The sequence below is a fragment of the Nocardia sp. TBRC8007 genome, from assembly GCF_056629435.1.
This window is the reverse complement of the sequence record NZ_JBWSOR010000001.1, coordinates 542014-567591: the sequence shown is the minus strand read 5'-3', so window position 1 is coordinate 567591 and position 25578 is coordinate 542014. Positions and strand designations below refer to the sequence as shown.

Annotated in this window: 23 protein-coding genes; 9 read left to right on the top strand and 14 right to left on the bottom strand. The window is 63.1% G+C overall.

What is annotated here, in order from left to right; genetic code table 11:
* Positions 1 to 35: 35 nt before the first annotated feature.
* On the bottom strand, positions 36 to 2984 hold the full coding sequence (uvrA, locus tag ACX4ZE_RS02490; RefSeq protein WP_480271585.1) for an excinuclease ABC subunit UvrA: 2949 nt from the start codon (positions 2982 to 2984) through the stop codon (positions 36 to 38).
* Positions 2985 to 3576: 592 nt separating this feature from the next.
* Between uvrA and ACX4ZE_RS02485 the strand changes: the two genes are divergently transcribed.
* Together ACX4ZE_RS02485 and ACX4ZE_RS02480 are read left to right on the top strand one after the other, a co-directional pair.
* On the top strand, positions 3577 to 4950 hold the full coding sequence (locus ACX4ZE_RS02485) for a diguanylate cyclase domain-containing protein (protein ID WP_480271584.1): 1374 nt from the start codon (positions 3577 to 3579) through the stop codon (positions 4948 to 4950).
* Between the two features lie 413 nt (positions 4951 to 5363).
* Entirely contained in the window at positions 5364 to 7652 is a 2289-nt protein-coding gene (locus tag ACX4ZE_RS02480; RefSeq protein ID WP_480271583.1) for a HelD family protein, read from the top strand.
* 91 nt (positions 7653 to 7743) lie between these two features.
* Here the strand turns inward: ACX4ZE_RS02480 and ACX4ZE_RS02475 are convergent, their stop codons facing one another.
* Positions 7744 to 8196 (bottom strand): universal stress protein, encoded by a 453-nt coding sequence (locus ACX4ZE_RS02475; RefSeq protein ID WP_480271582.1) that lies wholly within the window; start codon positions 8194 to 8196, stop codon positions 7744 to 7746.
* A 760-nt stretch (positions 8197 to 8956) separates the two neighbouring features.
* Between ACX4ZE_RS02475 and ACX4ZE_RS02470 the strand changes: the two genes are divergently transcribed.
* Positions 8957 to 9142, top strand: a complete 186-nt coding sequence (locus ACX4ZE_RS02470; protein ID WP_480271581.1) for a hypothetical protein — start codon at positions 8957 to 8959, stop codon at positions 9140 to 9142.
* A 95-nt stretch (positions 9143 to 9237) separates the two neighbouring features.
* Here the strand turns inward: ACX4ZE_RS02470 and uvrB are convergent, their stop codons facing one another.
* The gene (uvrB, locus tag ACX4ZE_RS02465) at positions 9238 to 11427 is read right to left on the bottom strand and encodes an excinuclease ABC subunit UvrB (protein ID WP_480271580.1); all 2190 of its coding nucleotides are present in this window, start codon (positions 11425 to 11427) and stop codon (positions 9238 to 9240) included.
* Positions 11428 to 11512: 85 nt separating this feature from the next.
* Between uvrB and ACX4ZE_RS02460 the strand changes: the two genes are divergently transcribed.
* Both ACX4ZE_RS02460 and ACX4ZE_RS02455 read left to right on the top strand, forming a co-directional pair.
* Entirely contained in the window at positions 11513 to 12157 is a 645-nt protein-coding gene (locus ACX4ZE_RS02460; RefSeq protein ID WP_480271579.1) for a ribonuclease FAU-1 family protein, read from the top strand.
* A 57-nt stretch (positions 12158 to 12214) separates the two neighbouring features.
* Positions 12215 to 12739: a ribonuclease FAU-1 family protein gene (locus tag ACX4ZE_RS02455; RefSeq protein ID WP_480271578.1), complete on the top strand. Its 525-nt coding sequence runs from the start codon at positions 12215 to 12217 to the stop codon at positions 12737 to 12739.
* A gap of 36 nt (positions 12740 to 12775) precedes the next feature.
* Here the strand turns inward: ACX4ZE_RS02455 and coaE are convergent, their stop codons facing one another.
* Together coaE and rpsA are read right to left on the bottom strand one after the other, a co-directional pair.
* On the bottom strand, positions 12776 to 13978 hold the full coding sequence (gene coaE, locus ACX4ZE_RS02450; RefSeq protein ID WP_480271577.1) for a dephospho-CoA kinase: 1203 nt from the start codon (positions 13976 to 13978) through the stop codon (positions 12776 to 12778).
* Positions 13979 to 14752: 774 nt separating this feature from the next.
* Positions 14753 to 16219: a 30S ribosomal protein S1 gene (gene rpsA, locus ACX4ZE_RS02445; RefSeq protein WP_480271576.1), complete on the bottom strand. Its 1467-nt coding sequence runs from the start codon at positions 16217 to 16219 to the stop codon at positions 14753 to 14755.
* A 270-nt stretch (positions 16220 to 16489) separates the two neighbouring features.
* On the opposite strand from rpsA, the gene ACX4ZE_RS02440 reads away from it, so the two are divergent.
* Positions 16490 to 17335: a class I SAM-dependent methyltransferase gene (locus ACX4ZE_RS02440; protein WP_480271575.1), complete on the top strand. Its 846-nt coding sequence runs from the start codon at positions 16490 to 16492 to the stop codon at positions 17333 to 17335.
* 36 nt (positions 17336 to 17371) lie between these two features.
* Here the strand turns inward: ACX4ZE_RS02440 and ACX4ZE_RS02435 are convergent, their stop codons facing one another.
* The 5 genes from ACX4ZE_RS02435 to ACX4ZE_RS02415 form a co-directional block, all read right to left on the bottom strand.
* Positions 17372 to 17530, bottom strand: a complete 159-nt coding sequence (locus ACX4ZE_RS02435; protein WP_480271574.1) for a type II toxin-antitoxin system antitoxin — start codon at positions 17528 to 17530, stop codon at positions 17372 to 17374.
* Positions 17531 to 17542: 12 nt separating this feature from the next.
* Entirely contained in the window at positions 17543 to 18427 is an 885-nt protein-coding gene (locus ACX4ZE_RS02430; RefSeq protein ID WP_480271573.1) for an SPFH domain-containing protein, read from the bottom strand.
* Positions 18428 to 18598: 171 nt separating this feature from the next.
* On the bottom strand, positions 18599 to 19351 hold the full coding sequence (locus ACX4ZE_RS02425; protein ID WP_480271661.1) for an amino acid ABC transporter ATP-binding protein: 753 nt from the start codon (positions 19349 to 19351) through the stop codon (positions 18599 to 18601).
* Between the two features lie 26 nt (positions 19352 to 19377).
* Positions 19378 to 20337, bottom strand: coding sequence for an amino acid ABC transporter permease (locus ACX4ZE_RS02420; protein WP_480271572.1), 960 nt, complete (start codon positions 20335 to 20337; stop codon positions 19378 to 19380).
* A 3-nt stretch (positions 20338 to 20340) separates the two neighbouring features.
* Positions 20341 to 21264: an ABC transporter substrate-binding protein gene (locus ACX4ZE_RS02415; protein WP_480271571.1), complete on the bottom strand. Its 924-nt coding sequence runs from the start codon at positions 21262 to 21264 to the stop codon at positions 20341 to 20343.
* 98 nt (positions 21265 to 21362) lie between these two features.
* Between ACX4ZE_RS02415 and ACX4ZE_RS02410 the strand changes: the two genes are divergently transcribed.
* Entirely contained in the window at positions 21363 to 21539 is a 177-nt protein-coding gene (locus tag ACX4ZE_RS02410) for a hypothetical protein (protein ID WP_480271666.1), read from the top strand.
* Positions 21540 to 21660: 121 nt separating this feature from the next.
* Here the strand turns inward: ACX4ZE_RS02410 and ACX4ZE_RS02405 are convergent, their stop codons facing one another.
* Together ACX4ZE_RS02405 and ACX4ZE_RS02400 are read right to left on the bottom strand one after the other, a co-directional pair.
* Positions 21661 to 22329, bottom strand: a complete 669-nt coding sequence (locus tag ACX4ZE_RS02405) for an MspA family porin (RefSeq protein WP_480271570.1) — start codon at positions 22327 to 22329, stop codon at positions 21661 to 21663.
* A gap of 65 nt (positions 22330 to 22394) precedes the next feature.
* A complete protein-coding gene (locus ACX4ZE_RS02400) occupies positions 22395 to 23069 on the bottom strand; it encodes an MspA family porin (RefSeq protein ID WP_480271569.1) in 675 nt (224 codons plus the stop codon).
* A gap of 539 nt (positions 23070 to 23608) precedes the next feature.
* Here ACX4ZE_RS02400 and ACX4ZE_RS02395 point away from each other — a divergent pair.
* Together ACX4ZE_RS02395 and trxA are read left to right on the top strand one after the other, a co-directional pair.
* Entirely contained in the window at positions 23609 to 24139 is a 531-nt protein-coding gene (locus ACX4ZE_RS02395; RefSeq protein ID WP_480271568.1) for a 2'-5' RNA ligase family protein, read from the top strand.
* Positions 24140 to 24187: 48 nt separating this feature from the next.
* Positions 24188 to 24559 carry a thioredoxin gene (gene trxA / locus ACX4ZE_RS02390; RefSeq protein ID WP_480271567.1) on the top strand — a complete coding sequence of 124 codons (372 nt, stop codon included), beginning with the start codon at positions 24188 to 24190 and terminating at the stop codon, positions 24557 to 24559.
* Positions 24560 to 24730: 171 nt separating this feature from the next.
* Here the strand turns inward: trxA and ACX4ZE_RS02385 are convergent, their stop codons facing one another.
* Positions 24731 to 25174, bottom strand: coding sequence for an alpha-isopropylmalate synthase regulatory domain-containing protein (locus ACX4ZE_RS02385; protein ID WP_480271566.1), 444 nt, complete (start codon positions 25172 to 25174; stop codon positions 24731 to 24733).
* Positions 25175 to 25267: 93 nt separating this feature from the next.
* Positions 25268 to 25474, bottom strand: a complete 207-nt coding sequence (locus ACX4ZE_RS02380) for a hypothetical protein (RefSeq protein ID WP_480271565.1) — start codon at positions 25472 to 25474, stop codon at positions 25268 to 25270.
* Positions 25475 to 25578 lie beyond the last annotated feature (104 nt).

Sequence of the window (25578 nt, the reverse complement as noted above, 5' to 3'; positions counted from 1 at the left end):
CGACCGCGCCGCGCCGCGCCGCGCCGAATGCTCGGTCAGCCGACCATCGCCTTCTTCGCCACCCGCTTGGCAGCCTTCGCCGCTGTTTTCTTCGCCGGTGCCTTCCGCACCGCGCCTTGCGACGCGGGTTGGTTCAGCACCTCCCGCAAGAAGCGGCCGGTGTAGCTGGCGGTAACGGCCGCGACATCTTCAGGTGTGCCCTGGGCCACCACTTCCCCTCCTCCGGAGCCACCTTCAGGACCCATGTCGATGATCCAATCGGAGGTCTTGATGACGTCCAGGTTGTGTTCGATAACGATCACTGTGTTGCCCTTGTCGACCAACCCGTTGACAACAGCGAGCAACTTGCGGATGTCTTCGAAGTGCAGACCGGTGGTCGGCTCGTCGAGGACATACACTGTTCGGCCGGTGGACCGCTTCTGCAACTCGGCGGCCAGCTTCACCCGCTGGGCCTCACCACCGGAAAGGGTCGGCGCGCTCTGCCCGAGACGCACGTAACCGAGACCGACATCCACCAGGGTCTTGAGATACCGGTGGATCGAGGTGACCGGCTCGAAGAACTCCGCGGCCTCCTCGATCGACATATCCAGCACCTCGGCGATGGTCTTGCCCTTGTAGTGCACTTCTAATGTCTCCCGGTTGTACCGGGCGCCGTGGCAGATCTCGCACGGAACATAGACGTCTGGCAAAAAGTTCATCTCGATCTTCAAGGTGCCGTCGCCGGAACACGCCTCACAGCGACCGCCTTTGACATTGAAGGAGAATCGGCCCGGTTGGTAGCCTCGCACCTTGGCCTCGGTGGTGGCCGCGAACAGCGTGCGAATCTTGTCGAAGACACCTGTGTAGGTGGCCGGATTCGATCGCGGCGTGCGACCGATCGGCGACTGGTCCACCTGCACCAGCTTGTCCAAGTGGTCGAGCCCATTGATTCGGGTGTGTCTGCCCGGTACCTGTCGTGCGCCGTTGAGGCGGTTCGCCAGCACTGTCGCCAGGATGTCGTTCACCAGCGTCGACTTCCCTGAACCGGACACACCAGTCACCGAGGTGAGCACGCCGAGCGGGAAGCCGACATCGATGCCCTTGAGGTTGTGCTCCCTGGCACCGACTACAGTGAGCTGTCGCTTCTTCTCGACTGGACGGCGTTCAGGCGGCACATCGATCCGCTCCCGTCCGGCAAGGTACGCGCCAGTCAACGAATCCGAATTGGTGAGCAGCCGCTCATAGGGTCCGCTGTGCACCACTGTGCCGCCGTGCTCACCCGCGAACGGACCGATGTCGACCACCCAGTCCGAAGCCCGGATCGTGTCCTCATCGTGCTCGACGACGATCAGCGTGTTGCCGAGATTGCGCAGCCGGGTGAGTGTGTCGATGAGTCTGCGATTATCCCGCTGGTGCAAGCCGATAGACGGCTCGTCGAGTACGTAGAGCACACCGACCAGGCCGGAGCCGATCTGCGTGGCAAGCCGGATGCGTTGCGCTTCTCCGCCGGAGAGCGTGCCCGCCGCACGGGAGAGTGTCAGGTACTCCAAACCGACATCGAGCAGGAAACCCAGCCTCGCCTGCACTTCCTTGAGCACCTGCCCTGCGATGGCGGCCGCGCGTTCCCCCAAGGTCAGCGAGTTCAGAAAAGCAGCGCATTCACCGATAGAGAGGTCGCTGACCTGGGCGATGGACTTCCTGTCACCATTCGCGGCGATGGTGACCGCGAGGATCTCCGGGCGCAACCGCGCACCGCCGCACACCGGACACGGGATATCGCGCATGTACCCGTCATAGTGCTCCTTCATCTGCTCGGAATCGGTGCTCTCCATGCGCCGCTGCAGGAACGGCATCACGCCCTCGAAATCCGCGTAGTACGAGCGTTTGCGTCCATAGCGACTGGTGTAGGACACGTACACCTGATCGGCGCTGCCCTCCAGTACCGCCTTACGCGCCTTCAGCGGCAGGTCCTGCCACGGGGTGTCCATGGAGAAGCCCATGGTTTCGGCGAGACCGAACAACAGCCTGGTGAAATACTCGGAAGTCTGGCCGCTGCGCGACCACGGGGCGATCGCGCCCTCGTTCAGGCTCAGTGTCGGATCCGGCACCACCAGTTCCGGGTCGACCTCCTTGCGGATACCGAGACCAGTGCAGTCCGGACAAGCGCCGTAGGGTGAGTTGAACGAGAAAGAACGTGGCTCCAGGTCCTCGATGTCCAGTGGATGGGTATTCGGGCAGGCGAGCCGCTCGGAGAAACGGCGCTCCCGATCGTGCGCATGCTCGTCACGGTCGACGAAATCGAGCACGACGATGCCGTCGGCCAGCCGCAGCGCGGTCTCGATCGAATCCGTCAGGCGCTGTTTGGCGCTCGGCTTCACCGCCAAGCGGTCGATCACGACCTCGACATCGTGCTTCTCCTGCTTCTTCAATTTCGGCGGATCGGTGAGTGGATACACCACGCCATCGACCCGCACGCGGGAATAGCCTTGGGCATTCAGCTGGTCGAACAGATCGACGAACTCACCTTTACGGGTACGCACCACCGGGGCGAGCACTTGGAACCGAAGGCCTTCCGCCATAGCGAGCACCTGGTCGACGATTTGTTGCGGCGTCTGCCTCGCGATCAGTTCACCACACACCGGGCAATGCGGCGTGCCCGCTCGCGCGTAGAGCAGGCGCAGGTAGTCGTAGACTTCGGTGATGGTGCCGACAGTCGAGCGCGGGTTACGGTTGGTCGACTTCTGGTCGATGGACACCGCGGGCGAGAGCCCCTCGATGAAGTCGACATCGGGCTTGTCCATCTGTCCGAGGAACTGCCGCGCGTACGCGGACAGCGATTCGACGTAACGCCGCTGACCCTCTGCGAAAATAGTGTCGAATGCCAGGCTCGACTTCCCGGATCCGGACAGACCGGTGAACACGATGAGGCTGTCGCGCGGCAAGTCCAGATCGACCCCTTTGAGGTTGTGCTCCCGAGCTCCGCGCACAGTGAGGCGTTCCGCCACGAGCCGTCCCTTCTCCCATGTGTTCAGCTGTGTTCAGCGTCCGGACATACTTCCGATCGCCATGCTAGACACGGGCACCGACATGTTCCGCCGACTACCACGACGGAGTTGTTGCCACCCAGCCCAGCAAAAGCCTCACGGTGCTACTGCTACCGAACGTCGCCGAACTATCCGGTAGCCACCGCCACACGGGCGCGGCGATCGGGACTGCCTGCACGACACCACGGACGTAGCTCAGCACGGCCACCGCCACTTCGACAGCGGCCGCCGAGGCTCGACCGATAGCCCACAAGCGGTTTCAGCGCGAAGATGTGCGGACAATCTGAGAACAGATGCTCGGTCGGATAGCTCTCGGCCGCCGCACACTGCCTGGTTCCGGAGTCGTGCGCACAGGTCGCGATCCGACACGCACAACTCCAGCGCAGACTGTCGCGAGCCACTCCAAGGACGACTCACCTCAACGAGAAACGGGTTCTGTCGTGGTCGCCGGATCGAACTCCGGAAACTGCCGGTACTGTGATCGAAGCAACACCATGGACAGTGTGGCCTGGTGCACGTCGAAACCAGAATAATCCGTGATCCAATGGCCATAATGGGGTCGACGATGGGGGTTCGAGTGGGTGATGACAAGCTGGCCGCCGCGGTCGACGCCGCCGAACAGATGGCCGCGCGCTATCGCTCCCTGGTCGAGCACACGCCCGACGGTATCTGCGTACATGAGGGAGGAACGATCGTCTACGTCAATCCCGCCACTGTCCGTTTACTCGCCGCCGAAAGCGCCGAGCAGCTGATCGGCAGGCTCCTGACCGACTTCGTCCATCCGGCCTCGGTGCCCATGATGCTCGACCGCATCAGCACCCTGAACACCGCAGGCGCGGCCTCGACTCCGACGGAAATGATGCTGATGCGACTGGACGGTGGCAGCGTACCGGTCGAGACGGTGTCGGTGTTGACCGCCTGGCACGATCGGCTCGCTTACCAGGTGGTCATTCACGATCTCACCGCTCAGCGTCACGCCGAGGCGGCGCAACGCAAGGCCGAGCACTACTTCACCACAGTCGTCTCCCAGCTGGAGGAAGGAGTCGTGGTGATCGATCCAGAGGGGCGAATCGAATCGATGAACCCGGCGGCCAAGCGTATCTTCGGCATCGAAGGCTCTAACCGACAGCTGATCGGCCGTACGATCCAATCGCTGCCATTGATCCTGCTGGACTCGAACGCGCGGCCACTGCCACCGGGCCGTCACCCCATCGCGCGCACGCTCGCCACCGGCGAGACCATCACCGGCTATGTCTTCGGCATCGACCGGCCCGACGGTCAACGCCGCTGGCTTTCGGGCAGCAGTCGCCTGCTCAACCCCGGTGACATCCGCTCCTCCGCGGTCTCCTCCTTCGCCGACATCACCGAGTTCCGGGCCAGCAGGCGACAGCTGGAGTATCAGGCCACACATGATTCTCTCACCGGCCTGGCCAACCGTTCCCTGATCCTGTCCCAGCTGGCAGCCGCATTGAACAGCGCCGAGAAGATGCTGCCGGTATCTACTGTGCTATTCATCGACCTGGATGGGTTCAAGACCATCAATGACACCCTCGGACACGCCATCGGCGACACAGTCCTGCAGATCGTCGCTCAGCGGTTACAACGCGTGCTGCGCCGTAACGACCTCGTCGGCAGGCTCGGCGGCGACGAGTTCCTCGTGCTGCTGTCCGGCACCACCCGTCGGATCGACCTCGATGCGCTGGTGACCCGGCTGCGCACCGCCATGACTGAACCGATCGTCGCACGCGGGCACCGCATCGAGGTGAACGCCTCTATCGGTGTCACCGAGCTGAGCGACCGCGACCGACGCACTCCAGAGGCGGTGCTGCACGACGCGGATGTGGCGATGTACCGTGCGAAGCTGTCCGAGCGCCGCGAGGGCGGCGTCATACCGGGCCGCAGGCCGGACAACTCCCAGGTGTCCTGACAGGTTCTCGCATGATCATCGACTGTGCCCTGTTGTAGGTGCGTCCCGAGCCGGCCATAGATTTCGAAGCCGCCTCCGCGACCGGGCGGCCGATTACCGCGAACATGCCCGGATCTCGGTCACCTGTACTGTCGTGCGATATCGGGTCACCGGGCAACTGTCTGACTGTGGTGTCGTGGGACCACCTGGCCGACCATGGCGACGGATTCCGCGGTTCGCCGGAATACCAGCACGGGAAAGGCCTGTTGCATCGTTTTACGCCCTGTTCCCCGCGGCCCGGCATTTCATGCCGGTGCCGCGACTGCTGCGGTGTCATCTCGATCCCAGTACACTCGACGACTCTGCTTTTCCGAGTGTGCACCTGCCCGGTCCGGGTAGCGTGCACGGCTTTTCGCGGTGACAAGGAGTTCAGTTTGCCCGACCTCACTCAGGACCGTGCCGACCACAATGACACACCCGAGCAGACTCGTGAGACCGAACAGGAGCAGACCTACCTCTCGGTGTTGTACAGCAGGCTGGATGAGATGCGTAGCTACGCTCGCAACCGGTTGCGTACTGTGCTGCTCGAATCCGGCGGCACTCCGCAAGCCCGCAGCGAACGGGAGTCCTTCACTCAGCTCTACACCGAAGACTTGGCGAAATACGATGCCGCCGAACACGGTCTCTGCTTCGGCCGCATCGACCTCGACGGTGAGTACCGCTACATTGGCAGGCTCGGCATCCTCGACGAGAAGGACGATTACGAGAGCTTGCTGCTGGACTGGCGTGCTCCGCTGGCCCGGCCGTTCTATCTGGCCACCACCGCGGCACCGGATGGCGTGACCCGGCGCAGGCATATCCGCTCACGCAACCGCGCGGTCACCGCGATCAACGATGAATATCTCGATCTGGAGGCCGCGCGTCGGGCCGGGTTCACCGAATCCGACGGCGGGGTCGGCAGCGAGAGCGCGCTCCTGGCCGCGCTCAACGCCGCCCGCACCGGCCATATGAACGACATCGTCGAGACCATCCAACACGAACAAGACGCCATCATCCGCTCCGAGCACAAAAGTGTGCTCGTCGTACAGGGCGGACCTGGCACAGGCAAGACCGCCGTGGCACTGCACCGTGCTGCCTATCTGCTGTACACCTATCGTCAACAGCTGGCCAAAAGCGGCGTGCTCATCATCGGGCCGAATGCCACCTTCCTGGACTACATCGGCCAAGTACTCCCTTCGCTCGGCGAGACCGGCGTACTGCTGTCCACCATCGGTGACCTGTATCCGGGCGTTCAGGCGACCCGCGCGGACTCGCTACGGGCAGGTGAGGTCAAAGGTTCGCTGACGATGCTCGAGGTGCTCAAACAGGCGGTGCGCGACCGGCAGGAGGTGCCCGCCGAACCGGTCCGGCTGAGCTTCGACGGATATCCGGTCACGCTGGATCGCAAGATCGTCACCAAGGCCCGTAGCCGCGCGCGGACTTCGCGCCGCCCGCACAATCTGGCCCGGCCGATCTTCGCCGGCTCGTTGATCGACGCGCTGACCGACCAGCTGGCCCAGACCATGGGTGCCGACCTCACCAGCGGTCCCAGCCTGCTCAGCTCGGCCGATCTCACCGAAATCCGGGACGAAATGCGCAACGACCCGCACATTCAGGCCGCTATCGGCCGACTGTGGCCGATACTGTCGCCGCAGAAAGTTCTCGCCGATCTGTTCGCCGAACCGGATCGGCTGGATAGAGCCGCGCGCTCGCTGGCTCCTGCTGATCGCGCCGAGCTGCTACGGGCGGACAACGGGCAATTCAGTGCCGCCGATACGCCACTATTGGACGAGCTGGCCGAACTGCTCGGCGTGGACGACGCCCACGAGCGCGAGCACGCCCGCAGGCGCTGGCGCGCCCAGATCGCCGAGGCCCAGGACGCACTGGACATCCTGACCGGCTCCGCACCACAGGATCTCGAAGACGAACTCGACCCGGAGATCCTGATGGCCTACGACCTGATCGATGCGAGCCAACTGGCCGAGCGGCAGGATGTGCGCTCCCGACAGACGACCGCGGAACGTGCGGCAGGCGATCGCACTTGGACCTATGGACACGTCATCGTCGACGAGGCACAGGAGCTGTCGGAGATGGCCTGGCGCATGGTGATGCGACGCATCCCGAACCGGTGGGTTACCGTGGTCGGCGACGTCGCACAAACCGGCGACCCAGCAGGCACATCATCCTGGCAGCGGATGCTGGAACCTTACGTCGCTACCCGGTGGAAACTGACCGAGCTGACGGTCAACTACCGCACACCCGCCGAAATCATGGACATCGCCTCCGATGTGCTCGCCGCGATCGATCCCATGGCGACTACACCACGCTCGGTCCGCGAGACAGGCGTCGCGCCACGTGCCTACCGGGTCGAGCCAAGCGCCGTACCAGAGCAGGTCGCCCGGCTGGTCGCCGCCGAGACCGGCCCTGGCACTACGGCGGTGATCGCTCCGCGCGCACGGCTGGCGCAGCTGGACAGCCTCGCAGGCGAATCGGTACGGGTGCTGACCGTGCACGAGGTGAAAGGCTTGGAGTTCGACGCGGTCTATCTAGTCGAACCACAGTCGATTCTGAACGAATCCCCGCGTGGGCTCAACGATCTCTACGTCGCACTCACCCGAGCTACCCAACGACTCGATGTCGTGCACAGTGCCGAGCTACCGGGTGTGCTCAGCCGATTGCGCTGACCGCTCCGGTACTCCATGAACACCCAAAGGCCCCGCAGCACATCGTGGTTCACGACAACCACGCGGTTTACGGCAGCGGGAGGAGCGGGGCTCAGCGGACGGTGTGCACGATCAGTACGTCCGAGCCCGACTTGCGCGCCAAGTCGGAAGGTACCGAACCGAGCAACCGGCCGGTCAGGGTGTTCAGTCCACGGTTTCCGACCACGAGCAGATCGGCGTCGACCTCCGCGACCAGCGACAGCAGGGAATCCACCGGCTCGCCGACAATAGCTCGCTCAACGACATCGATCGCACCCGCCGCAGTAGCCTTCTCCCGTGCGATACGCAAGATCTCGTTGGTCGGCGCGGAACCGCGCACCTGGTAGGCCTCCTCTTTGAGGACATCGGCGGCAGCGGCGGTGTCACGATTGCCGGTCGGGTAGTACGCGCAAGCTACGATCAAGGTCGCGGCGGATATACCGGCCAAGGCTCCGGCTTTCTCGACCGCGACATACGATGAGTCCGAGCCATCGGTACCGACGACAACGGTTCGGTAAACTGTCATACTATCCTCCAACTATGCGGTAGGTCGGGTGCTGCGCGCGGTAACGCCCCGGCCAGGTCGGGCGACGGCGCGGCGACTGGGCTCGACCATAGCGGCAAACGACGCGGAAATTTCTAAGAATTGCACGACATCACAGTGGAGGTGTCCAGCCATTACCGCAGCGGATTCTCCAGGGAAGCCAGAAGAACCAGAACAACCAGCTCGGACCCGGTCATACCTGCACTGAACGGTGACATACCGAAACTGAATCGAAGGACGTTGCAGTTCTGGGATATCCATCACATAACCGGTCCGCGCTGACTTCGCCCGTCCCGGCGGCTGCACATTCCCCGGTTGAGCTGGCAAAGTACCGAACACACCAATGCCATCCGACGCTGCGAACCGACTCACCGAGGTTGTGCTGCTCTATCTATCCGCGAGCACGGCTGAGCAGGCACAAGCATGCAGAACGTCCTACGCGACACCGGCGTGACATCGAGCTCGATGACGCGAAAACCATCGTCACCGCGCAACTCACCTGTTAGGGCCACGACATGACGCACTTAGAACATCAAGCCGTCGGAGCGGCGATTCGAGTTCTTCTGGCCACCATCAAGCCACTACGGCCCGGTCCGCTGGCCAGCCGGCGCACGCGGAGCTGAAGATCGGCGAGTCGATTCTGCGACCTGGAATGCCGATTCCGGATAACGGTGTACTCGCCCCGAACGGCGAGTGGGTACACACCTCGATCCTGCACTAATACCCCGATGTCGACGCGGTCGTGCTACGTGCCGTCGAGCACGGCGCCCTCGGCGCCGAGGAGCCGCGGATTTTCGTGACCAGCGAGCACTACGGTGTGATCATCGATCCGTTCAGCCACCGCTGGGCGGTGCTCACCGAAGTCGAGGACGTCTCTCGTGCGGAGGCTGAACGACGTGTGAACAAGTGGATGACCACTCGAGCATAGCCACCTGAGCATCGCGACCCCATACGGCAGTGGCTGCACGGCAGGCCGCCTCAGCGGCTGTTCGATACGCGGGCACCCAGCCGCAGCAATGCGACTCACTGCAATCCAGCGGCGTCCATGCCGCGTAACTCCTTCTTCAGATCCGCGATCTCGTCGCGTAACCGGCCGGCGAGTTCGAACTGCAATTCCCTGGCCGCGTTCATCATCTGCGCAGTGAGTTCGGTGACCAAGCCTGCGAGTTCGGCGCGCGGCATCGACGTGATATCGCGGCCTTCGTACACTCCCGAACTCACCGCGCGCCCCGGCTCGCCTTGTGCGCGCCTACCTCGGCTGGCATTGCGGCCGGAGCCACCAACCTCCACCTCGGCTTCCTCAGCCTCCCGGTACACTTGATCGAGGATGTCGACGATCTTCTTGCGTAACGGCTTCGGATCGATGCCCTTTTCCTCGTTGTAGGCGATCTGTTTCGCGCGGCGACGTTCGGTCTCGCCGATGGCGTACTGCATGGAGTCGGTGATCTTGTCCGCGTACATGTGCACTTCGCCAGTGACATTGCGCGCTGCCCGGCCGATAGTCTGGATCAGCGCGGTGGTGCTACGCAAGAATCCTTCCTTGTCCGCATCGAGAATCGCCACCAGCGACACCTCAGGCAAATCGAGGCCCTCGCGCAGCAGGTTGATACCTACCAGCACGTCGTATTCGCCGAGGCGCAGCTGCCGTAGCAACTCGACGCGGCGCAACGTGTCGATCTCCGAGTGCAGATAGCGCACCCGGACTCCCAGCCCGAGCAAATAGTCGGTGAGGTCTTCGGCCATCTTCTTCGTGAGCGTGGTGACCAACACCCGCTCGTCACGCTCTGCTCGCTCCCTGATCTCGTGGAGCAGATCATCGATCTGGCCCTTTGTCGGCTTCACCACGACCTTCGGATCGACCAAGCCGGTCGGCCGGATGACCTGCTCGACCACTTCACCGCCGGACCTCCCGAGCTCATATGGTCCCGGGGTGGCCGACAGGTAGACTGTCTGTCCGATGCGATCGACGAATTCCTCCCAGGTGAGCGGCCGGTTGTCCACTGCGGACGGGAGGCGGAAACCGTACTCCACCAGGTTGCGCTTACGGGACATGTCGCCTTCGTACATACCTCCGATCTGCGGGACTGTGTTGTGCGATTCGTCGATGACGAGCAGGAAATCTTCCGGAAAGTAGTCCAGCAGCGTCGCGGGAGCCGACCCCGCCGGACGCCCGTCGATATGGCGCGAGTAGTTCTCGATACCGGAGCAGAAGCCGACTTGCCGGATCATCTCCAGGTCGTACTGGGTACGCATGCGCAACCGCTGTGCCTCGAGCAATTTACCCTGACGTTCCAATTCGGCGAGCCTATGCTCCAGTTCCGCCTCGATGTCGCGCACCGCGCGCTCCATCCGCTCCGGACCGGCCACATAGTGCGTGGCCGGGAAGATCCGCAGTATGTCGACTCGACGGATCACATCACCGGTGAGCGGATGTAGGTAGTACAGTGCCTCGATCTCGTCGCCGAAGAATTCGATGCGAATGGCGAGTTCTTCGTAGGACGGAATGATCTCCACGGTATCGCCGCGCACCCGGAACGAGCCACGGGTGAACGCCATGTCGTTGCGGGTGTACTGCACATCGACCAGCAGCCGCAACAGTGCGTCACGATCTATTTCGGTCCCCACCTGCAAGTGCACCGACCGATCCAGGTATGACTGCGGCGTGCCCAGGCCATAGATGCATGACACCGAGGCCACCACCACCACATCCCGTCGGGACAGCAAGCTGGAGGTCGCCGAATGGCGTAGCCGCTCGACATCGTCGTTGATCGAGCTGTCCTTCTCGATGTAGGTATCGGTCTGCGCGATATACGCCTCGGGTTGGTAGTAGTCGTAATACGAAACGAAGTACTCGACAGCATTGTTCGGAAGCATCTCGCGCAGCTCGTTGGCCAGCTGAGCGGCGAGCGTCTTGTTCGGCGCCATCACGAGCGTGGGCCGCTGCAACCGCTCGATCAGCCAGGCCGTGGTAGCCGATTTGCCGGTGCCTGTGGCGCCGAGCAGTACCACGTCACGCTCCCCCGCCTCCAGCCTGCGCTCCAACTCGGCGATCGCAGCGGGCTGGTCGCCGGCCGGCTGATACGCGCTGACAACCTCGAACCGACTGTCGATGCGCTCGACCTCACCGACGGGACGGAATTCTGAGTGCGCGAGCGGCTGCTCGGCCACCCCGCCCTCGTCACTGTACGCCGGTACCTCGGTTGCGAATGCCATGCTTCTCAGCGTAAGCCCGGCCACTGACAGATTCCGCCGGGTGTAGCCTGGTCTCGTTGTTCAGCCCTGGTGAAGGAAAAGAGCCATGAACGGTCTGATTCCATTCCTTGCCTCCGTGCCCGCTGTCACCGGCCTCGCCGGGTACCTCGCCGGAGATCGCCGACTGCGTCCCGCTGTCGCGGGGGCAGGCGCGGCCGCACCACCCGAGCAGACTCCGCTCTCGCCTACCACGCCGCATCGTCCCAGAGTCGAGTTCTTCGATCTCGCTGAATCCACCAATACCGACACCAGGGGCTTCGTGCGTCCGGTCGAACGTTTCCGCGTGGAGCCATGGGGCCTGTACATGGCACGTGCGGTCGACGGCCCGGACGGGTACTATCTCGAATCCTGGCTGCTGCCGGAACTCTCCCTCCGCGCGACAGTCGCGCGACGGAATCCAGCCCATCACCGAGCACCTGGCTATTGCCTGGACATCGGTGAATTCACCCGGATCGGCCCGAAACGCTGGAAAGCGGTAGACCACTACCTGGACGTCGTCGTGCACGGGCGCGCCGCCCAGCTCCGCGGTGTCGACGAACTGCTCGCCGCCCACGCCGCAGGACTGATGGACATGACGCAGGCGCATCAAGCCTTCGAGCGAGCCACCGCTGTGCTGGACGGGCTGGCCACACACGACCACTACGTCGAGGACTGGCTAGCCGCGCACGGCATCACACTGACCTGGATGTAGCCCGCTGGTCGCCGCGCCCGGCTCGACATGCCTGGCGCGGCGGTAAATTCTTGATGTATGACGCAGGCACCTATCGTCGACATGCACCGGCCTAAAGTCGAATACTTCGATATCACAGATCTGACCAATACGGACCCGAAGGGTTACGTGCGCCCAGTCGATAGATACCACATCGAACCGTGGGGCCTGTACATGGCACGCACCTCTGACCATCCACAATTCCACTACATGGAGTCCTGGCTACTGCCGAAGCTGTTCCTCCGCGCGACCGTATTCCACTACCACGCGGCATATCGGCGCGACCAGGACTACTATCTCGACGTGGGCGAGTTCACCATGGTCGCACCCCAGAAATGGAAATCCGTCGACCACTATCTCGATATCGTCGTGCGCTCGGCGCGGGAAACCCAGCTGCTCGACGTCGACGAACTGCTCGCCGCGCATGTTGCCGGACTGATCACACTCGCCGAAGCCGAGGCCGCCGTACAGCACGCGAGCGCCGCCATCGACGGTATCGCCGCGAACGGACACTCCCTAGAAGGCTGGCTCGAGTCCATGGGTATCACCCTGACCTGGTTGTAGACATCCCGCGCTGCCGACATCCCGCATACCGCGCCGCTAACTGTCCCGCCAGACCAGAGCCTGTGGATACGCGGCGTCGAACCACGGCTTCTTGACTTCCTGGTAAGCCGATGCCGCCGCCGCCCCGGTCAACCCAGCCGCCGCAGCCTCGCCCGCACGTTTCACCGCGAGATACGCCGCGCGGGCGTCGGCGTCGGCGCGCAGCCAGTCCCGCAGCAGCAAGGCATACTCCTGTCCAGGAGAACCCTCGACACGCACATGGACATTCGCCAATCTCCCAGGATCGGCACTCTGATGAAAACGCTTGGCCCACAAGGCAGTATCGATGCCTGCCGGGTCTTGCGGTATCGGTTTCGGATCATCTCGGGTGATATCCGACCGGCACGGGAAGCCTGCTGCGCCGAGCGCATCCCGCAAGCTGTCCGCAGCGGCCATATCGGCGACCGTGATCTGCAGATCGACCACATCCTTGGCGGGCAGTCCCGACACCGCAGTCGAGCCGATGTGGTCGATCCGGGACGCGATGGTCCCGCATGCGACCCGCAGCCGGGCGATCAGCCGCAGCGCCTGCGTGGGCCAACCAGGGTTCGGTGACACGACCCGGATCACACCGCACTGCGCGGGTGTCCCGGTACGCAGGTTGTGTTCGAACGGGACCAAACGGTGCTTCCACAGCCTGCGCACCTCAGCCTCGATTTCGCCGGGAGCACCGCTATTGTCGAGCAGCACATCGGCAACAGCCCGGCGCTGTTCGTCGGTAGCTTGTGTCGAGATACGCGCCCGCGCATCCGCTTCGATGATTCCACGAAATTCGACCAGGCGACGAATTCGAGTTTCGACATCGACATCGACAACCAGAACGAGATTCATCAACGGCGCGAGGCCGTTTTCCACCAGCAGCGGAATATCCTGCACAACAATCGCCTCCGGCGGCGCTGCGGCAATCAATTCCGTGGTGCGCTTTCCGACCAATGGGTGGGTGATCGAATTCAACTTTGCGCGCGCGGCGTCGTCACCGAATGCCTTAGCTGCCAATGTGGGCCGATCGAGGCTGCCATCCGAAGCCAGAATATCGGCGCCGAACGCCGCGATGAGCGCCGCGAGACCCTCGGTACCCGGTGCGACCACCTCACGTGCTATCAAGTCGGAATCGATGATCACCGCCCCCATTTCGGCCAGTGCCCGAGCCACCGTCGACTTACCAGCTCCTATGCCTCCGGTGAGGCCGATTCGTAACATTCGACCAGTCTTGCATCCCGGAGAGGCCCTAGCTTTCCCACCCCGGGGCAGACTTCGGATACCAGCCATGACAGAACAGAACCAGAGCCTCACTCACCATCGGCGCATAACCAAAACTTTTTGGATACCCGAAAAGTCACATAACCAACCGCCCACGCCTCCATCTACCTGATCCGTGACTGCTCCGATACCGATTCGCAACATTATGCGTGAATCCGGTTCGCGTCGACGTCATTCCGACACGCCGAAGGCGATTATTAGCGCAAAATACCCTGTCGAGTAGATTTGCTCGGCTAATCTTCGCTGTGGCGATCCAGGCCGATACCAGCTAACAAAGGAAAACTATTGGGCACCAGAATCAACCAGTCGGGTCGCCACCGCCTGGGTCTAGAGGACCGAGTGCACTGCATTCGGATCCCTGCTGTGGCGGCGGCGCTCGCTGCGCATCGCCGTTCTTGGTTCACCACATTCATCAGTCCCGCTCGACACAGTCGCACTGCTACGCGCAAACGCGTAACAACGCCCGCGATCCGTTGGGTACCTGCCACCGCAAGCTGAATCCGGTATCGAGGTGGCCCAACCGCACTGCGGCTGGGCCACTTCTATGCCCCCGAAACTTCTATGCCCCCGAAACCGGGTGTCGAGATATCGAGATATGCGGGCCGGTCGAGTTCCCCTCTCTAGCACCGCTACCTATCGGTAAGTACCACAGAACCCACCGCGCCCCCGACCATTCCGGTCGGGGGCGCGGTGGGTTCAGTCGCTACCGATCGATCAGGCGTTGCCGGAGAGCTTCTCTCGCAGCGCCGCCAACTGAGCATCGCTGGCCAGCGAGCCACTCGCAGACTCGACCTGGCCGACCGAGGACTGCGCGTTGCTCTCGGAGGAGTAGTTCGACGCGCCAGCTCCACTCGCAGCCTCAGCCGCGGCGTCGGCCGCCATCTTCTCCATCTGCGCGGTGTGCATCTTGTGCCGACGCTCCGCCTCGGCGTAGCGGCCCTCCCACTCCTCGCGCTGCTTGTCGAAGCCCTCGAGCCATTCGTTGGTCTCGGGGTCGAAGCCTTCGGGGAAGATGTAGTTGCCCTGCTCGTCGTAGCTGTCGGCCATGCCGTACTTCGAGGGGTCGAACTCGGCGTGGTAGTCCTCGTTGGCCTGCTTGAGGCTCAGCGAGATCCGACGACGCTCCAGATCGATGTCGATGACCTTGACCATCGCGTCGTCGCCGACAGCGACAACCTGGTCCGGGACCTCGACGTGGCGCTCTGCCAACTCGGAGATGTGCACCAGGCCCTCGATACCCTCTTCGACGCGAACGAACGCACCGAACGGAACGAGCTTGGTGACCTTGCCCGGCACGATCTGGCCGATCGCGTGGGTACGGGCGAACTGACGCCAGGGGTCTTCCTGAGTCGCCTTGAGCGACAGCGAGACGCGCTCACGATCCAGATCGACATCGAGCACCTCGACGGTGACCTCGTTGCCGACCTCGACGACCTCGGACGGATGATCGATGTGCTTCCAGGACAGCTCGGAAACATGCACCAGCCCGTCCACACCGCCCAGATCGACGAAGGCGCCGAAGTTGACGATGGAGGAGACCACACCCTTGCGGACCTGCCCCTTCTGCAGCTGGTGCAGGAACTCGCTGCGGACCTCGGACTGGGTCTGCTCCAGCCAGGCACGACGGGACAACACGACGTTGTTGCGGTTCTTGTCCAACTCGATGATCTTGGCTTCGATCTCCTTGCCGACGTATGGCTGCAGATCACGCACCCGGCGCATCTCGACGAGCGAAGCGGGCAGGAAGCCGCGAAGGCCGATGTCCAGGATCAGGCCACCCTTGACGACCTCGATGACGGTGCCGCGAACAGCCTCGTCCTTTTCCTTGAGCTCCTCGATAGTGCCCCACGCACGCTCGTACTGCGCCCGCTTCTTCGACAGAATCAGGCGGCCTTCCTTATCCTCTTTGGTGAGCACGAGCGCCTCGACCTCATCGCCCACGGAAACGACCTCATTGGGGTCGACATCGTGTTTGATGGAGAGCTCACGAGAGGGAATGACGCCTTCGGTTTTATAACCGATGTCGAGCAGGACCTCGTCGCGATCGACCTTGACGATGGTCCCTTCGACGATATCGCCGTCGTTGAAGTACTTGATCGTGGCGTCGATGGCGGCGAGGAAATCCTCGGCGGAGCCGATGTCGTTGACGGCTACCTGCGGCGAGGTGACGGTGGTGGGCATATGTCGGTGTGCTCCGGACGGATTGTGGTCGGTTGCGGACAGTGGAACTTTCGGTACGCTGCGATCTCACGCGGGACGCGGAGACGGATACTGAGGAACGTACCGCATCGCACCGCGCGTCAAACTCATCGCATCGAACCAGGACGAAGTGAATTCCATACAGCTGTACACACGGCATAGCTGGACGCAAGGCACTCGCGCGTTCAGCGTACGCGACCCCGGTCCGGCCGGGCAAACCGTACGGCTCGCCACAGCGGTAGCCTGATCAGCGTGTCGGAAGATCGCCATGCACACGCAAACGGACTGCTCGCAACCTCGAGCACGACGCGGACCCGGGTCGGATCGGCGGCGAGCCGACACGCCAGCCGCCGGTGGTGGGATGCCGACGCTGCCCAGTACCATGACGCGCACGCGGATTACCTCGGCGTGGACTCTCCCCGAGGCGAGTTCATCTGGTGCCCGGAGGGACTGCACGAGGGTGACATGCACTTCCTCGGTCCCGTCACGGGGAAACTGATCTTGGAGGTTGGCTGCGGCTCGGCGCCCTGCGCGCGCTGGCTGGCCGGACAGGGCGCGCGGGTGGTCGGTCTCGATCTGTCCCAGGGCATGCTGGAACGCGGGCTGACTGTCATGGCGCGCGGCGGTCCGCAAGTACCGCTGGTCCAAGCGGACGCAGAGGCCCTCCCGTTCGCCGAAGCCTCATTCGATCTGGCCTGCTCGGCGTTCGGCGCGGTGCCCTTTGTCGCCGACTCGGCGCTGGTGATGCGAGAAGTGGCCCGAGTGTTGCGGCCGAGTGGACGCTGGGTATTCTCGGTGAATCATCCGATGCGCTGGATCTTTCCGGACGATCCCGGCCCGATCGGGCTGACGGCCACCATACCCTATTTCGACCGCACCCCCTATGTCGAGGTGGACGAAGGCGGCATCCCGACTTACGTCGAGCATCACCGGACCATCGGCGATCGAGTCCGCGAGATCGCCGCAGCGGGACTGGTACTGGAGGACATCGTCGAACCGGAATGGCCGGAATGGCTCGACCGTGAGTGGGGGCAGTGGAGCCCGCTACGCGGCGAACTGTTCCCCGGCACCGCCATCTTCGTCACCAGAAAGCCATGAGCGAGGTGTGTTCGCACGCCCACACCACAGGGTCCGTCAGTTCGTTTTCGGTTTCCGTCCGGCCTGCTCCAGAGCCAGGCGCAGCGCGTACTCGATCTGGGCGTTGATACTGCGCAGATCGTCGGCCGCCCACTTCGCGATCGCGTCGTGGACGGCCGGATCCAGGCGTAGCAGCAGTTTTTTGCGCTCAGCCACAGACCCCCACCTTCACGAGTAGAGCGAGCCGGCGTTGACAACGGGCTGGGCCGGGCGGTCGCCACACAGCACTACGAGCAGATTCGACACCATCGTCGCCTTGCGTTCCTCGTCCAAGTCCACCATGCCCTCCTCCTTGAGTCGATCCAGCGCGAGGCCGACCATACCGACCGCGCCTTCGACGATCCTGGTGCGCGCGGCGACCACTTGAGCGGCTTGCTGCCGAACCAGCATGGACTGGGCGATCTCCGGCGCGTAGGCGAGGTGGGTGATCCTGGCCTCCAGTACTTCGATACCCGCCAGCTCGGTCCGCTCCCGCAGTTCGACAGTAAGTTCCTCGGCGACCTCGGTGCCGTCCCGCAGGCTGGTGCGATCGTCTTCGTGCGCGTCGTAGGGGTGTGTTGTGGCCAGATGGCGGACTGCCGCCTCGGACTGGGTCTCGACGTATTCCTCGTAATCGTCGACAGCGAAAGCGGCTTTGAAGCTGTCCACCACCCGGTAGACGACTACGGCGGCAATCTCGACCGGGCTACCGTCGGCGTCGTTGACCTTGAGCTTCTGGGTCTCGAAGTTACGCACGCGTAGCGAGATACTCTTGCGGTCGGTCAAAGGTAGCACCGAGAAGAAGCCCGGCTCGTTCACCGAACCGATGTAACGCCCGAAGAATTGGATCACTTTGGCCTCGTTCGGGTTCACCACGGTAAGGCCGGTCGCAAGCAATAGCAAGACGAGCACGATGACCGTCGCGACCACCGCGCCGGCAATAGCGAGTGCATTACCGTTGTCGACTCCTGTGACGAAACCGAATGCCGCGGCCCCACCGAACAGGAGCGTCGACACAAGCCATCCCAGCAGCACCAGAAAGCCGTTGACATGGAATGCGGTTCGAAGCTGCATGACATCCTCCCAGTATCATTATGATATCAAAAAGATAGCACAATCCACTGAGGCCGCTGCTAGTCCGGCTGAAGAGGGCGAGAAACGACGCAGCGCACGGGCGGATGCCCGAGAGCGCCCGCCACTTGCTCACTTCTCGCGGCCACCTCGCGCAGAGCAGTCGCGAAAAGCTCAGAGCAGTCGCGAGAGGAACGCCTTGGTGCGCTCCTGCCGCGGGTTGGTCAACAGCTCTCGAGGTGGTCCGGACTCTACGACGACACCACCGTCCATGAACACCAGCCGGTCGGCGACCTCCCGCGCGAACCCCATCTCATGGGTGACCACGACCATCGTCATGCCTGATTGCGCGAGTTCCCGCATGACGGTGAGCACCTCGCCGACCAGTTCCGGGTCCAGGGCGGAGGTCGGTTCGTCGAAGAGCATGAGCTTCGGATCCATAGCCAGCGCACGGGCGATGGCCACACGCTGCTGCTGACCGCCGGACAATTGTGCCGGGTAGGCGTTCGCTTTCTCCGCCAAGCCGACCCGGGCCAACAATTCCCGTGCCCTGGCCACCGCTTCCGCCTTACGGATCTTCTTGACCTGAGTGGGCGCCTCGATGACGTTTTCCAGCACAGTCCGATGCGGGAACAGGTTGAAGTGCTGGAATACCATACCGATTTCCCGGCGCTGCCTGGCAGCCTCACGCGGGTGCAGCTCATAGAGCCTGCCCCTCTTCTCCCGATAGCCCACGAGCTTGCCGTCCACGTACAAACGACCCGCGTTCACCTGCTCCAGGTGGTTGATACAGCGCAGTAGGGTGGATTTACCTGAGCCGGAAGGCCCGATCACACATAACACCTCGCCGCGGCTCACCTCGAGCGAAACACCTTCCAGCACCCGTAGCGCTCCGAAATTCTTACAGACCCGATCCGCGATGATCATCGGTGTGGCATTCTCGATATCGACGCTCATTTGGCCCTCACCACCTGCTTGGCGTCGGCGAGTTCCCGCAGCTGCTTAGCGGTCAGCTGCCGAGAAGCGCCGCGCGAGTAATAGCGTTCCAGGTAATACTGCCCGATCATGAGCACGCTGGTGATAGCCAGATACCAGGTGGCGATCACCAACAGCAGTGGAATGGGCTGGAAGTTCACGCCGTAGATATCGCGCGCCCGGCCGAAGAGGTCGGTCGACAGCGGGATCGCAGTGACCAGCGAAGTGGTCTTCAGCATGCCGATCAATTCGTTACCGGTCGGCGGGATGATCACTCGCATGGCCTGCGGCAGCACAGTCCTGCGCATGGTCTGGCTCCAGGACATACCGAGCGCGATGGACGCCTCCTGCTGTCCCTCACCGACAGAATTGATGCCTGCCCGGACGATTTCGGCCATATAGGCGGCTTCGTTGAGGCCGAGGCCGATCACGGCGAAGGCGAACGCGGCCTGCAATCCCTGCACATCGAGGTGAAAAAACTGCGGTCCGAACGGGATGCCGAGCTGGATCTGCCGGTACAGCGAGGGAAACAGCCCCCAGAACACCAACTGCACGAAAACTGGTGTACCGCGGAAGACCCACAAGTACACCCACGCCGTGGCCTGCAAGACCGGGTTCGGCGACAGTCGCATCACGGCCAGCACCGTCCCCAGCGCGACCGCGATGGCCATCGCGAGTACGGTTAACTGCAGCGTCACAAGGGCGCCCTCGGCGACTCTGCTGTCGAACAGGTATTTCCCGTAGGTATCCCAGCGATAGGCCGGGTTCGTCGCCGCGCCGTAGCCGAACAGCGCCATAAGGATCAGGATGACCGCCGCCGCTATCCAGCGACCAGGCCTACGCAGCGGAACCGCTTTGATCGGCGCCGGCTCCTGTTCCGCATCCGCCCCATCTCGTCCGGGATCGCCGGGCACTGGAAGGGTGTCGTTGTCCGCCATCGATCAGCTCACGGCGCCGTTGATGACGGACTTTGTGATGGCGCCCTCCTGAACACCCCAAGTCTTCGTGATCTCGAGGTAGTCGCCGCTGTCCATCAAATGCTGGACCGCCTGTTGAAGTGCCACGGCGAGCGGCGACCCCTTGGCGACCGCCCAGCCATACGGCTGGGAATCGAACACCGGCCCCGCCATCTCGATTTTGCCGCCGCTCTGCTTGATCGCGTACGCGGTCACCGGAGAATCTGCCGACATCGCGTCGACCTGGCCGAGCATCAACGCGTTGGTCGCGGCGCTCTGCTCGTCGAACGCCTTGATGTCGATAGCGGGCTTGCCCTCCGCGACACACGCAGCGCTCTTAGCAGGCACTTCCTCGGTGTGTTCCACGGTATTGGCCTGGACAGCGACCCGCAGGCCACAGGCGTTTTCCGGATCGATCGGCTTGCCCTTCTGCTGCGCCCACTGTACGCCCGCGTTGAAGTAGGTGGTGAAATCGACCTGCTTTTCGCGTTCTTTGGAGTCGGTGATCGAGGACATGCCCACGTCGTAGGTGCCCGCTTGGATCGCCGGAATGATCTTCTCGAACGCCGACTCGCGGTATTCCGCCTCGACGCCGAGCACCTCGGCGACCGCGTCCATCAGATCGACGTCGAACCCGACGATGCGGCCGTCGGCATCCTTGTACTCGTTGGGCTGGTAAGGAATATTCACGCCGACAACGATCTTGCCAGCCTTTTTGATCCCATCGGGAAGTTGTGCGGCGATCTCGTCGACTTTGTTCACCTGCACCTTCGGCCCGGTGGGGCCGGACTCCTCGGTGTTCGTCGCACAGCCCGTCAACGCCAGCGCGCCCACGACGAGCGCGCCTGTCGCGGCTCGCAGGGCGCGCCTGCCGAGGAACGATCGATCAGACACAGCAGCCCTCCACATTTCGAATACACGTAACCTGAGCGTTGTCGCCCGTTGGCAATCTAAGCGACCAGAACGCTCCGCGCTGGACAGTAACGGAACGGATACACAAGCTCTTTGTGAGGTCTCCCTGCCGCCGAACCGAGCAGGGTATCCGGCAGATCGCGGGCAAATCCCCAGCCGAGCACATCGCCGATGCCAAGGCTCTACCCAACTCGGGTGTGATCACCGTGAAGAGATATGAACAACTCGAAGCCCGAGCATTGGGCCGGGCAACCGGCGCATCCAATCCATAGACAGCGCCTTAGCGCGACCCCGACACAACAGACAGCGCCTTAGCGCGACCCCGACCAACGGAAAACAGGCCCGGTGCGTTGCACCGGGCCTGTTTCGCTGAAGTAATCCAGCTCTCGGATATCAACCGAGGCTGAACGGCTGGCCCCACAGGGTCACCGTAGACAACACGTTGTCAGTATCGACCGTGACCTTGACGAACGCCCGCGCCTGCGCGTAGCCGCCACAACCGGTCAGGCCGATGGTCTCGTCAGACCAGGTCACCGAACCACTGGTGCCCTTGAACTCGTTGCGCGTCTTATGCGATTCGTTACCGAATTGGTCGGGCTGCTCGAGATCTAGGATATAGAAGGACTGCGCCTGCCCTGGACCCAGCGACAGCTGGCCACCGGTGGAAACACCGGCACTCGGTTTCTTGCCCGCCCAATCTGTGCCGGCCTTGGCACCGCCGGTGACAGCGCCGCCGGAGATGTTCACCTGGCAGCCGACGACATAACCGGGGTAGATCTTGCCATACTTGACCTTATCGCCGGACAGCTCGACCTGTGCGCTACCGGACACCCACGCATTGCGGTGCAACGGGGTCGCGCCCATGGACGGGTTGATGTTGGCCGACTCGCCGACCAGGCGGACCGTCACCACCGTGCCGTCCGGCAACGTCTTGGTGATCTCTCCGCCCGGCAGCGGGACGAAGGTGTCGGCGTTCGCCGCACCCGTGGAGAACAGGCCCATGGCGATGGTGGCGGCGGCGCCGACGCCGGCCATCCGCGCCACGTTCTTACGGTTGATCATGATCGATATCCCTCGAGGGTTGAGTTCGCTTCAGCAGGAGGATGTTTCAGTGGTTTCGACAGACGTCAGCCGATGCTGAACGGCATCCCGTAGAGGGTGGTCTTCGAGTAGTGGTCGCCGATGATCTCGACAACCGTGTACGCCCGCGCCTGCGCGTAACCCGCACAACCCTGGATCGCGAGCTCAGTGTCCTGGTACTGCACCGAGTAGACACCCGGCTTCAGGATGTCCTTGTGGGAGATCTGCACGAACTTGACTTCGCCGGGGCCGATGTTCAAGCCGATGGAGCCACCGGCCTTGGCGCCATCGAGAGCGATACCAGCGGACACGCCCGCAGAGATCGCGTTATCGGCGATGCTGACCTGGCAGCCGACGATGTAGCCGGTGTTCAACTGCGACGCGCCGTGCGTCGAGGAGTTGTTGGTGCCCGGTTTTCCGGTCGGGCCTTCGTGGGGGCCATCCTCACCCTTGGGAGTGGCGGTGACGTCAGCCGTGGCAGTGCCCGAGACCCAGACGACGCGTCCAGCACCATTGGCGGCCAGCGACGGCGAGATCAGGGCGTGTTCTCCGGTCCGGGTGATCGTCACGCCGGGGCCGAGTTTCTCGCCATTCGGCAGCGGCACGAAGGTGTCGGCGTTGGCAGCACCGGCTGAGAACAGTCCCATGGCCACGGTCGCAGCAGCGCCGACACTTACAACGCGGCCACCGCGACGCAAACCACTGGTGTGGTTGTTGTTCATACTTCCCTCATCAGGTTCTGACGATTCGCCCCGTCCATCGAGACGACCGGCCTCCGGGAGGCATAGAAGAGCATTCAAGGTCGCTCTATCCACAGGGTGAACTGCCGCTATCCGCTGAATGAATCGCTGCTGTCCAGAGGGATGCACTGTTGCGGGCCGAGCGGTGTCCAGCTCTTACGATTACGTAGCAATGCCTTTCTGCCTGCATAGCGCCAACTGTTCCGCTCAGTAAATCCGGACTTACCCGTGATGCGCTCTGGCGTATTTGCTCGGTGAATTCGCTTGCAGAAGCCAGTCCACCGAGATCGACGGTAGCGATCCCGGTCTCCAGCGTCCCGGCGGCGGCCCATGCGATACGCTCGCCCGCCAGCGCCGATACGCTGCCGACGTCCCTAGAAGCCTACCAGCGCAACAGTATTGCCGATGACAGCTGTAACATCACTGGATCTGCCCGATAGCGTTTGCGGATCACACCGCCGGGTGCGTCTGTGTGAGAAACGGCCCGTAAGCCTACCGGATGCGGTTAACTTCAAAGAACCATGGTGCAGTCGGTCGAGCTACTCCTCGATGACGCCGCGGACACGGAGATTCGCCGCCAGTGGCGAATGCTCACGGCGACCGGTGTCTCGAGCCCGGCCACCCGCACTGAGGAGTGGAACCGCCCCCACATCACCGCCGCGGTGGCCGGACAGATCTGGCCACGCATCGAGAGGGCATTGGACCAGCAGGTCTTCTCACCGATCCAGGTGCGGCTCGGAGGGCTGGTGATCTTCGGTGCGCGCCGCCTCGTTCTGGTGCGGTTGGTGGTGCCGTGCGAGCCGCTGCTCGCGCTGCACCGGCGGATCTTTCAAACGATCGCCCCCTGCCCCGGTATTCCGGCCAACGTGCACCCGGATGCGTGGACGCCGCACATCACGCTGGCCAGACGGGTATCGGAACAGCAACTCGGCGCAGCGGTCCAGGCTGTCGCCCGTGACCGGGATTTCCCGGCTACGGTGCTGGGTATCCGTCGATGGGACGGGGATCAGCGGCGCGAGTGGCGAGTCGGCCGACTACGCCGTGGAAGATAACCGGCAAAGCCCGCGTTACAGCAGGCATACCGAATACGAGAGGACGTCATGGCCACCCAGACGCTGACACAGCACAACTTCGACGAGGTAGTCACCGGGAACGACATAGTACTCGTCGATTTCTGGGCCGAGTGGTGCGGTCCGTGCAAGAGTTTCGCGCCGACCTTCGAAGCTTCCTCCGACAAACACCCCGACGTGGTACACGGAAAGGTCGATACCGAAGCCGAACAGGGCCTCGCGGCGGCCGCCAATATCCGCTCGATCCCGACCATCATGGCTTTCCGGGAGGGTGTACTGGTATTCGCGCAACCGGGCGCACTGCCATCTGCCGCGCTAGAGGATCTGGTAACCCAGGTCAAGGCGCTGGATATGGACGACGTTCGCGAGCAGCTCGCCAAGCAGCAGGCCGCCGAGCAATAGTCACGTGACGCTGTAGATCCCCGTTTTTCTTGCACGCCTCCCCCATGGCACGGGATCGAGCCGGGCGATGCAGTCCGAGGCGACGCTTTCCACCCAGGCGGTTCGGGTTCAGAGTGAGGTAGCCGCTGTGGATGGTGGACGCACTGCGTCCACCATCCACTCAGAGGGTTGTCAGGGTGTGCCGAGCAGGTTAACGCCCGCGATCATGGCACGAACCGCCGACTCGGCGCCGTCCTGGGCGATCGCCGCTCCCCAGCCCCGCCTACCGTCACATTCGCACTGCACGAAGGTGGCGGTGCCATCCGCAGTGCGCCGCTGATGAAACTGCAGAATCTCCACCGGGTAGCCCTCTTCGTAGAGAGCCGAGGTCATCGCTGCGACCGGGTTACCGGTAGCGACAACGGTCCGCAGATGGTCGTCCAATTCCAGCGTGGCGGTGCACTCGGTAGCGCGGCTGCCCGCAGGCGACCAGTCGCCGAGACGAATAGGGCCGCGGCCGCTGCATTCACAGTAACGGTTGTGGAACTCCGCTGGGGTCAGGTCGGAACTTTCGGCGCGCAAGCTCTTCGGCGCGGCAGCATGGAAGGTATCCATATCAAGAGTAAGGGTAGTCATGGCAAGAAGGTCTCCCCCAAGAATGTCGTGACTCAGTTGACGGCGAGGACCAGCACTAGCACGTGGAAACCCGCAGCGAGGAGCCAGCCCGAGTCAAACCCCGCTACGGCGGGTTACTACGGGGAGTCGATGAGGCCGCGCCACCATCGCGGTAGGCGGAATCAGCGCGGCACGAACCTCCGGCACAGCGGCGGTAGCCTGCGTAGCCACGGAGGTCCCGTTGAGCAATGCCGACAGCTCGGCGCTGCCGCGATCTGCGACATGAGACGCTGTGCTGTAGCGGTCGGCGGGATTCGGCACGTCACCGAGGATAGGGACATCATGGCGCAATAGCAACCTTCCCCGATGTCCGATCTATCTATAGTCCGATCTATCTATAGAACGCCCTACGCTGTGGGCAGCTC

Excerpts from the sequence above, each read along its gene's own strand:
- ACX4ZE_RS02400 (WP_480271569.1), bottom strand. The coding sequence starts at position 23,069 with ATGAACAACAACCACACCAGTGGTTTGCGTCGCGGTGGCCGCGTTGTA.
- ACX4ZE_RS02425 (WP_480271661.1), bottom strand. The coding sequence starts at position 19,351 with ATGATCATCGCGGATCGGGTCTGTAAGAATTTCGGAGCGCTACGGGTG.
- ACX4ZE_RS02395 (WP_480271568.1), top strand. The coding sequence starts at position 23,609 with ATGGTGCAGTCGGTCGAGCTACTCCTCGATGACGCCGCGGACACGGAG.
- ACX4ZE_RS02415 (WP_480271571.1), bottom strand. The coding sequence starts at position 21,264 with ATGTGGAGGGCTGCTGTGTCTGATCGATCGTTCCTCGGCAGGCGCGCC.
- uvrB (WP_480271580.1), bottom strand. The coding sequence starts at position 11,427 with ATGGCATTCGCAACCGAGGTACCGGCGTACAGTGACGAGGGCGGGGTG.
- ACX4ZE_RS02405 (WP_480271570.1), bottom strand. The coding sequence starts at position 22,329 with ATGATCAACCGTAAGAACGTGGCGCGGATGGCCGGCGTCGGCGCCGCC.
- ACX4ZE_RS02420 (WP_480271572.1), bottom strand. The coding sequence starts at position 20,337 with ATGGCGGACAACGACACCCTTCCAGTGCCCGGCGATCCCGGACGAGAT.
- ACX4ZE_RS02485 (WP_480271584.1), top strand. The coding sequence starts at position 3,577 with ATGGGGTCGACGATGGGGGTTCGAGTGGGTGATGACAAGCTGGCCGCC.
- ACX4ZE_RS02475 (WP_480271582.1), bottom strand. The coding sequence starts at position 8,196 with ATGACAGTTTACCGAACCGTTGTCGTCGGTACCGATGGCTCGGACTCA.
- coaE (WP_480271577.1), bottom strand. The coding sequence starts at position 13,978 with ATGTTACGAATCGGCCTCACCGGAGGCATAGGAGCTGGTAAGTCGACG.
- ACX4ZE_RS02430 (WP_480271573.1), bottom strand. The coding sequence starts at position 18,427 with ATGCAGCTTCGAACCGCATTCCATGTCAACGGCTTTCTGGTGCTGCTG.
- ACX4ZE_RS02385 (WP_480271566.1), bottom strand. The coding sequence starts at position 25,174 with ATGACTACCCTTACTCTTGATATGGATACCTTCCATGCTGCCGCGCCG.
- ACX4ZE_RS02455 (WP_480271578.1), top strand. The coding sequence starts at position 12,215 with ATGACGCAGGCACCTATCGTCGACATGCACCGGCCTAAAGTCGAATAC.
- trxA (WP_480271567.1), top strand. The coding sequence starts at position 24,188 with ATGGCCACCCAGACGCTGACACAGCACAACTTCGACGAGGTAGTCACC.
- rpsA (WP_480271576.1), bottom strand. The coding sequence starts at position 16,219 with ATGCCCACCACCGTCACCTCGCCGCAGGTAGCCGTCAACGACATCGGC.
- ACX4ZE_RS02460 (WP_480271579.1), top strand. The coding sequence starts at position 11,513 with ATGAACGGTCTGATTCCATTCCTTGCCTCCGTGCCCGCTGTCACCGGC.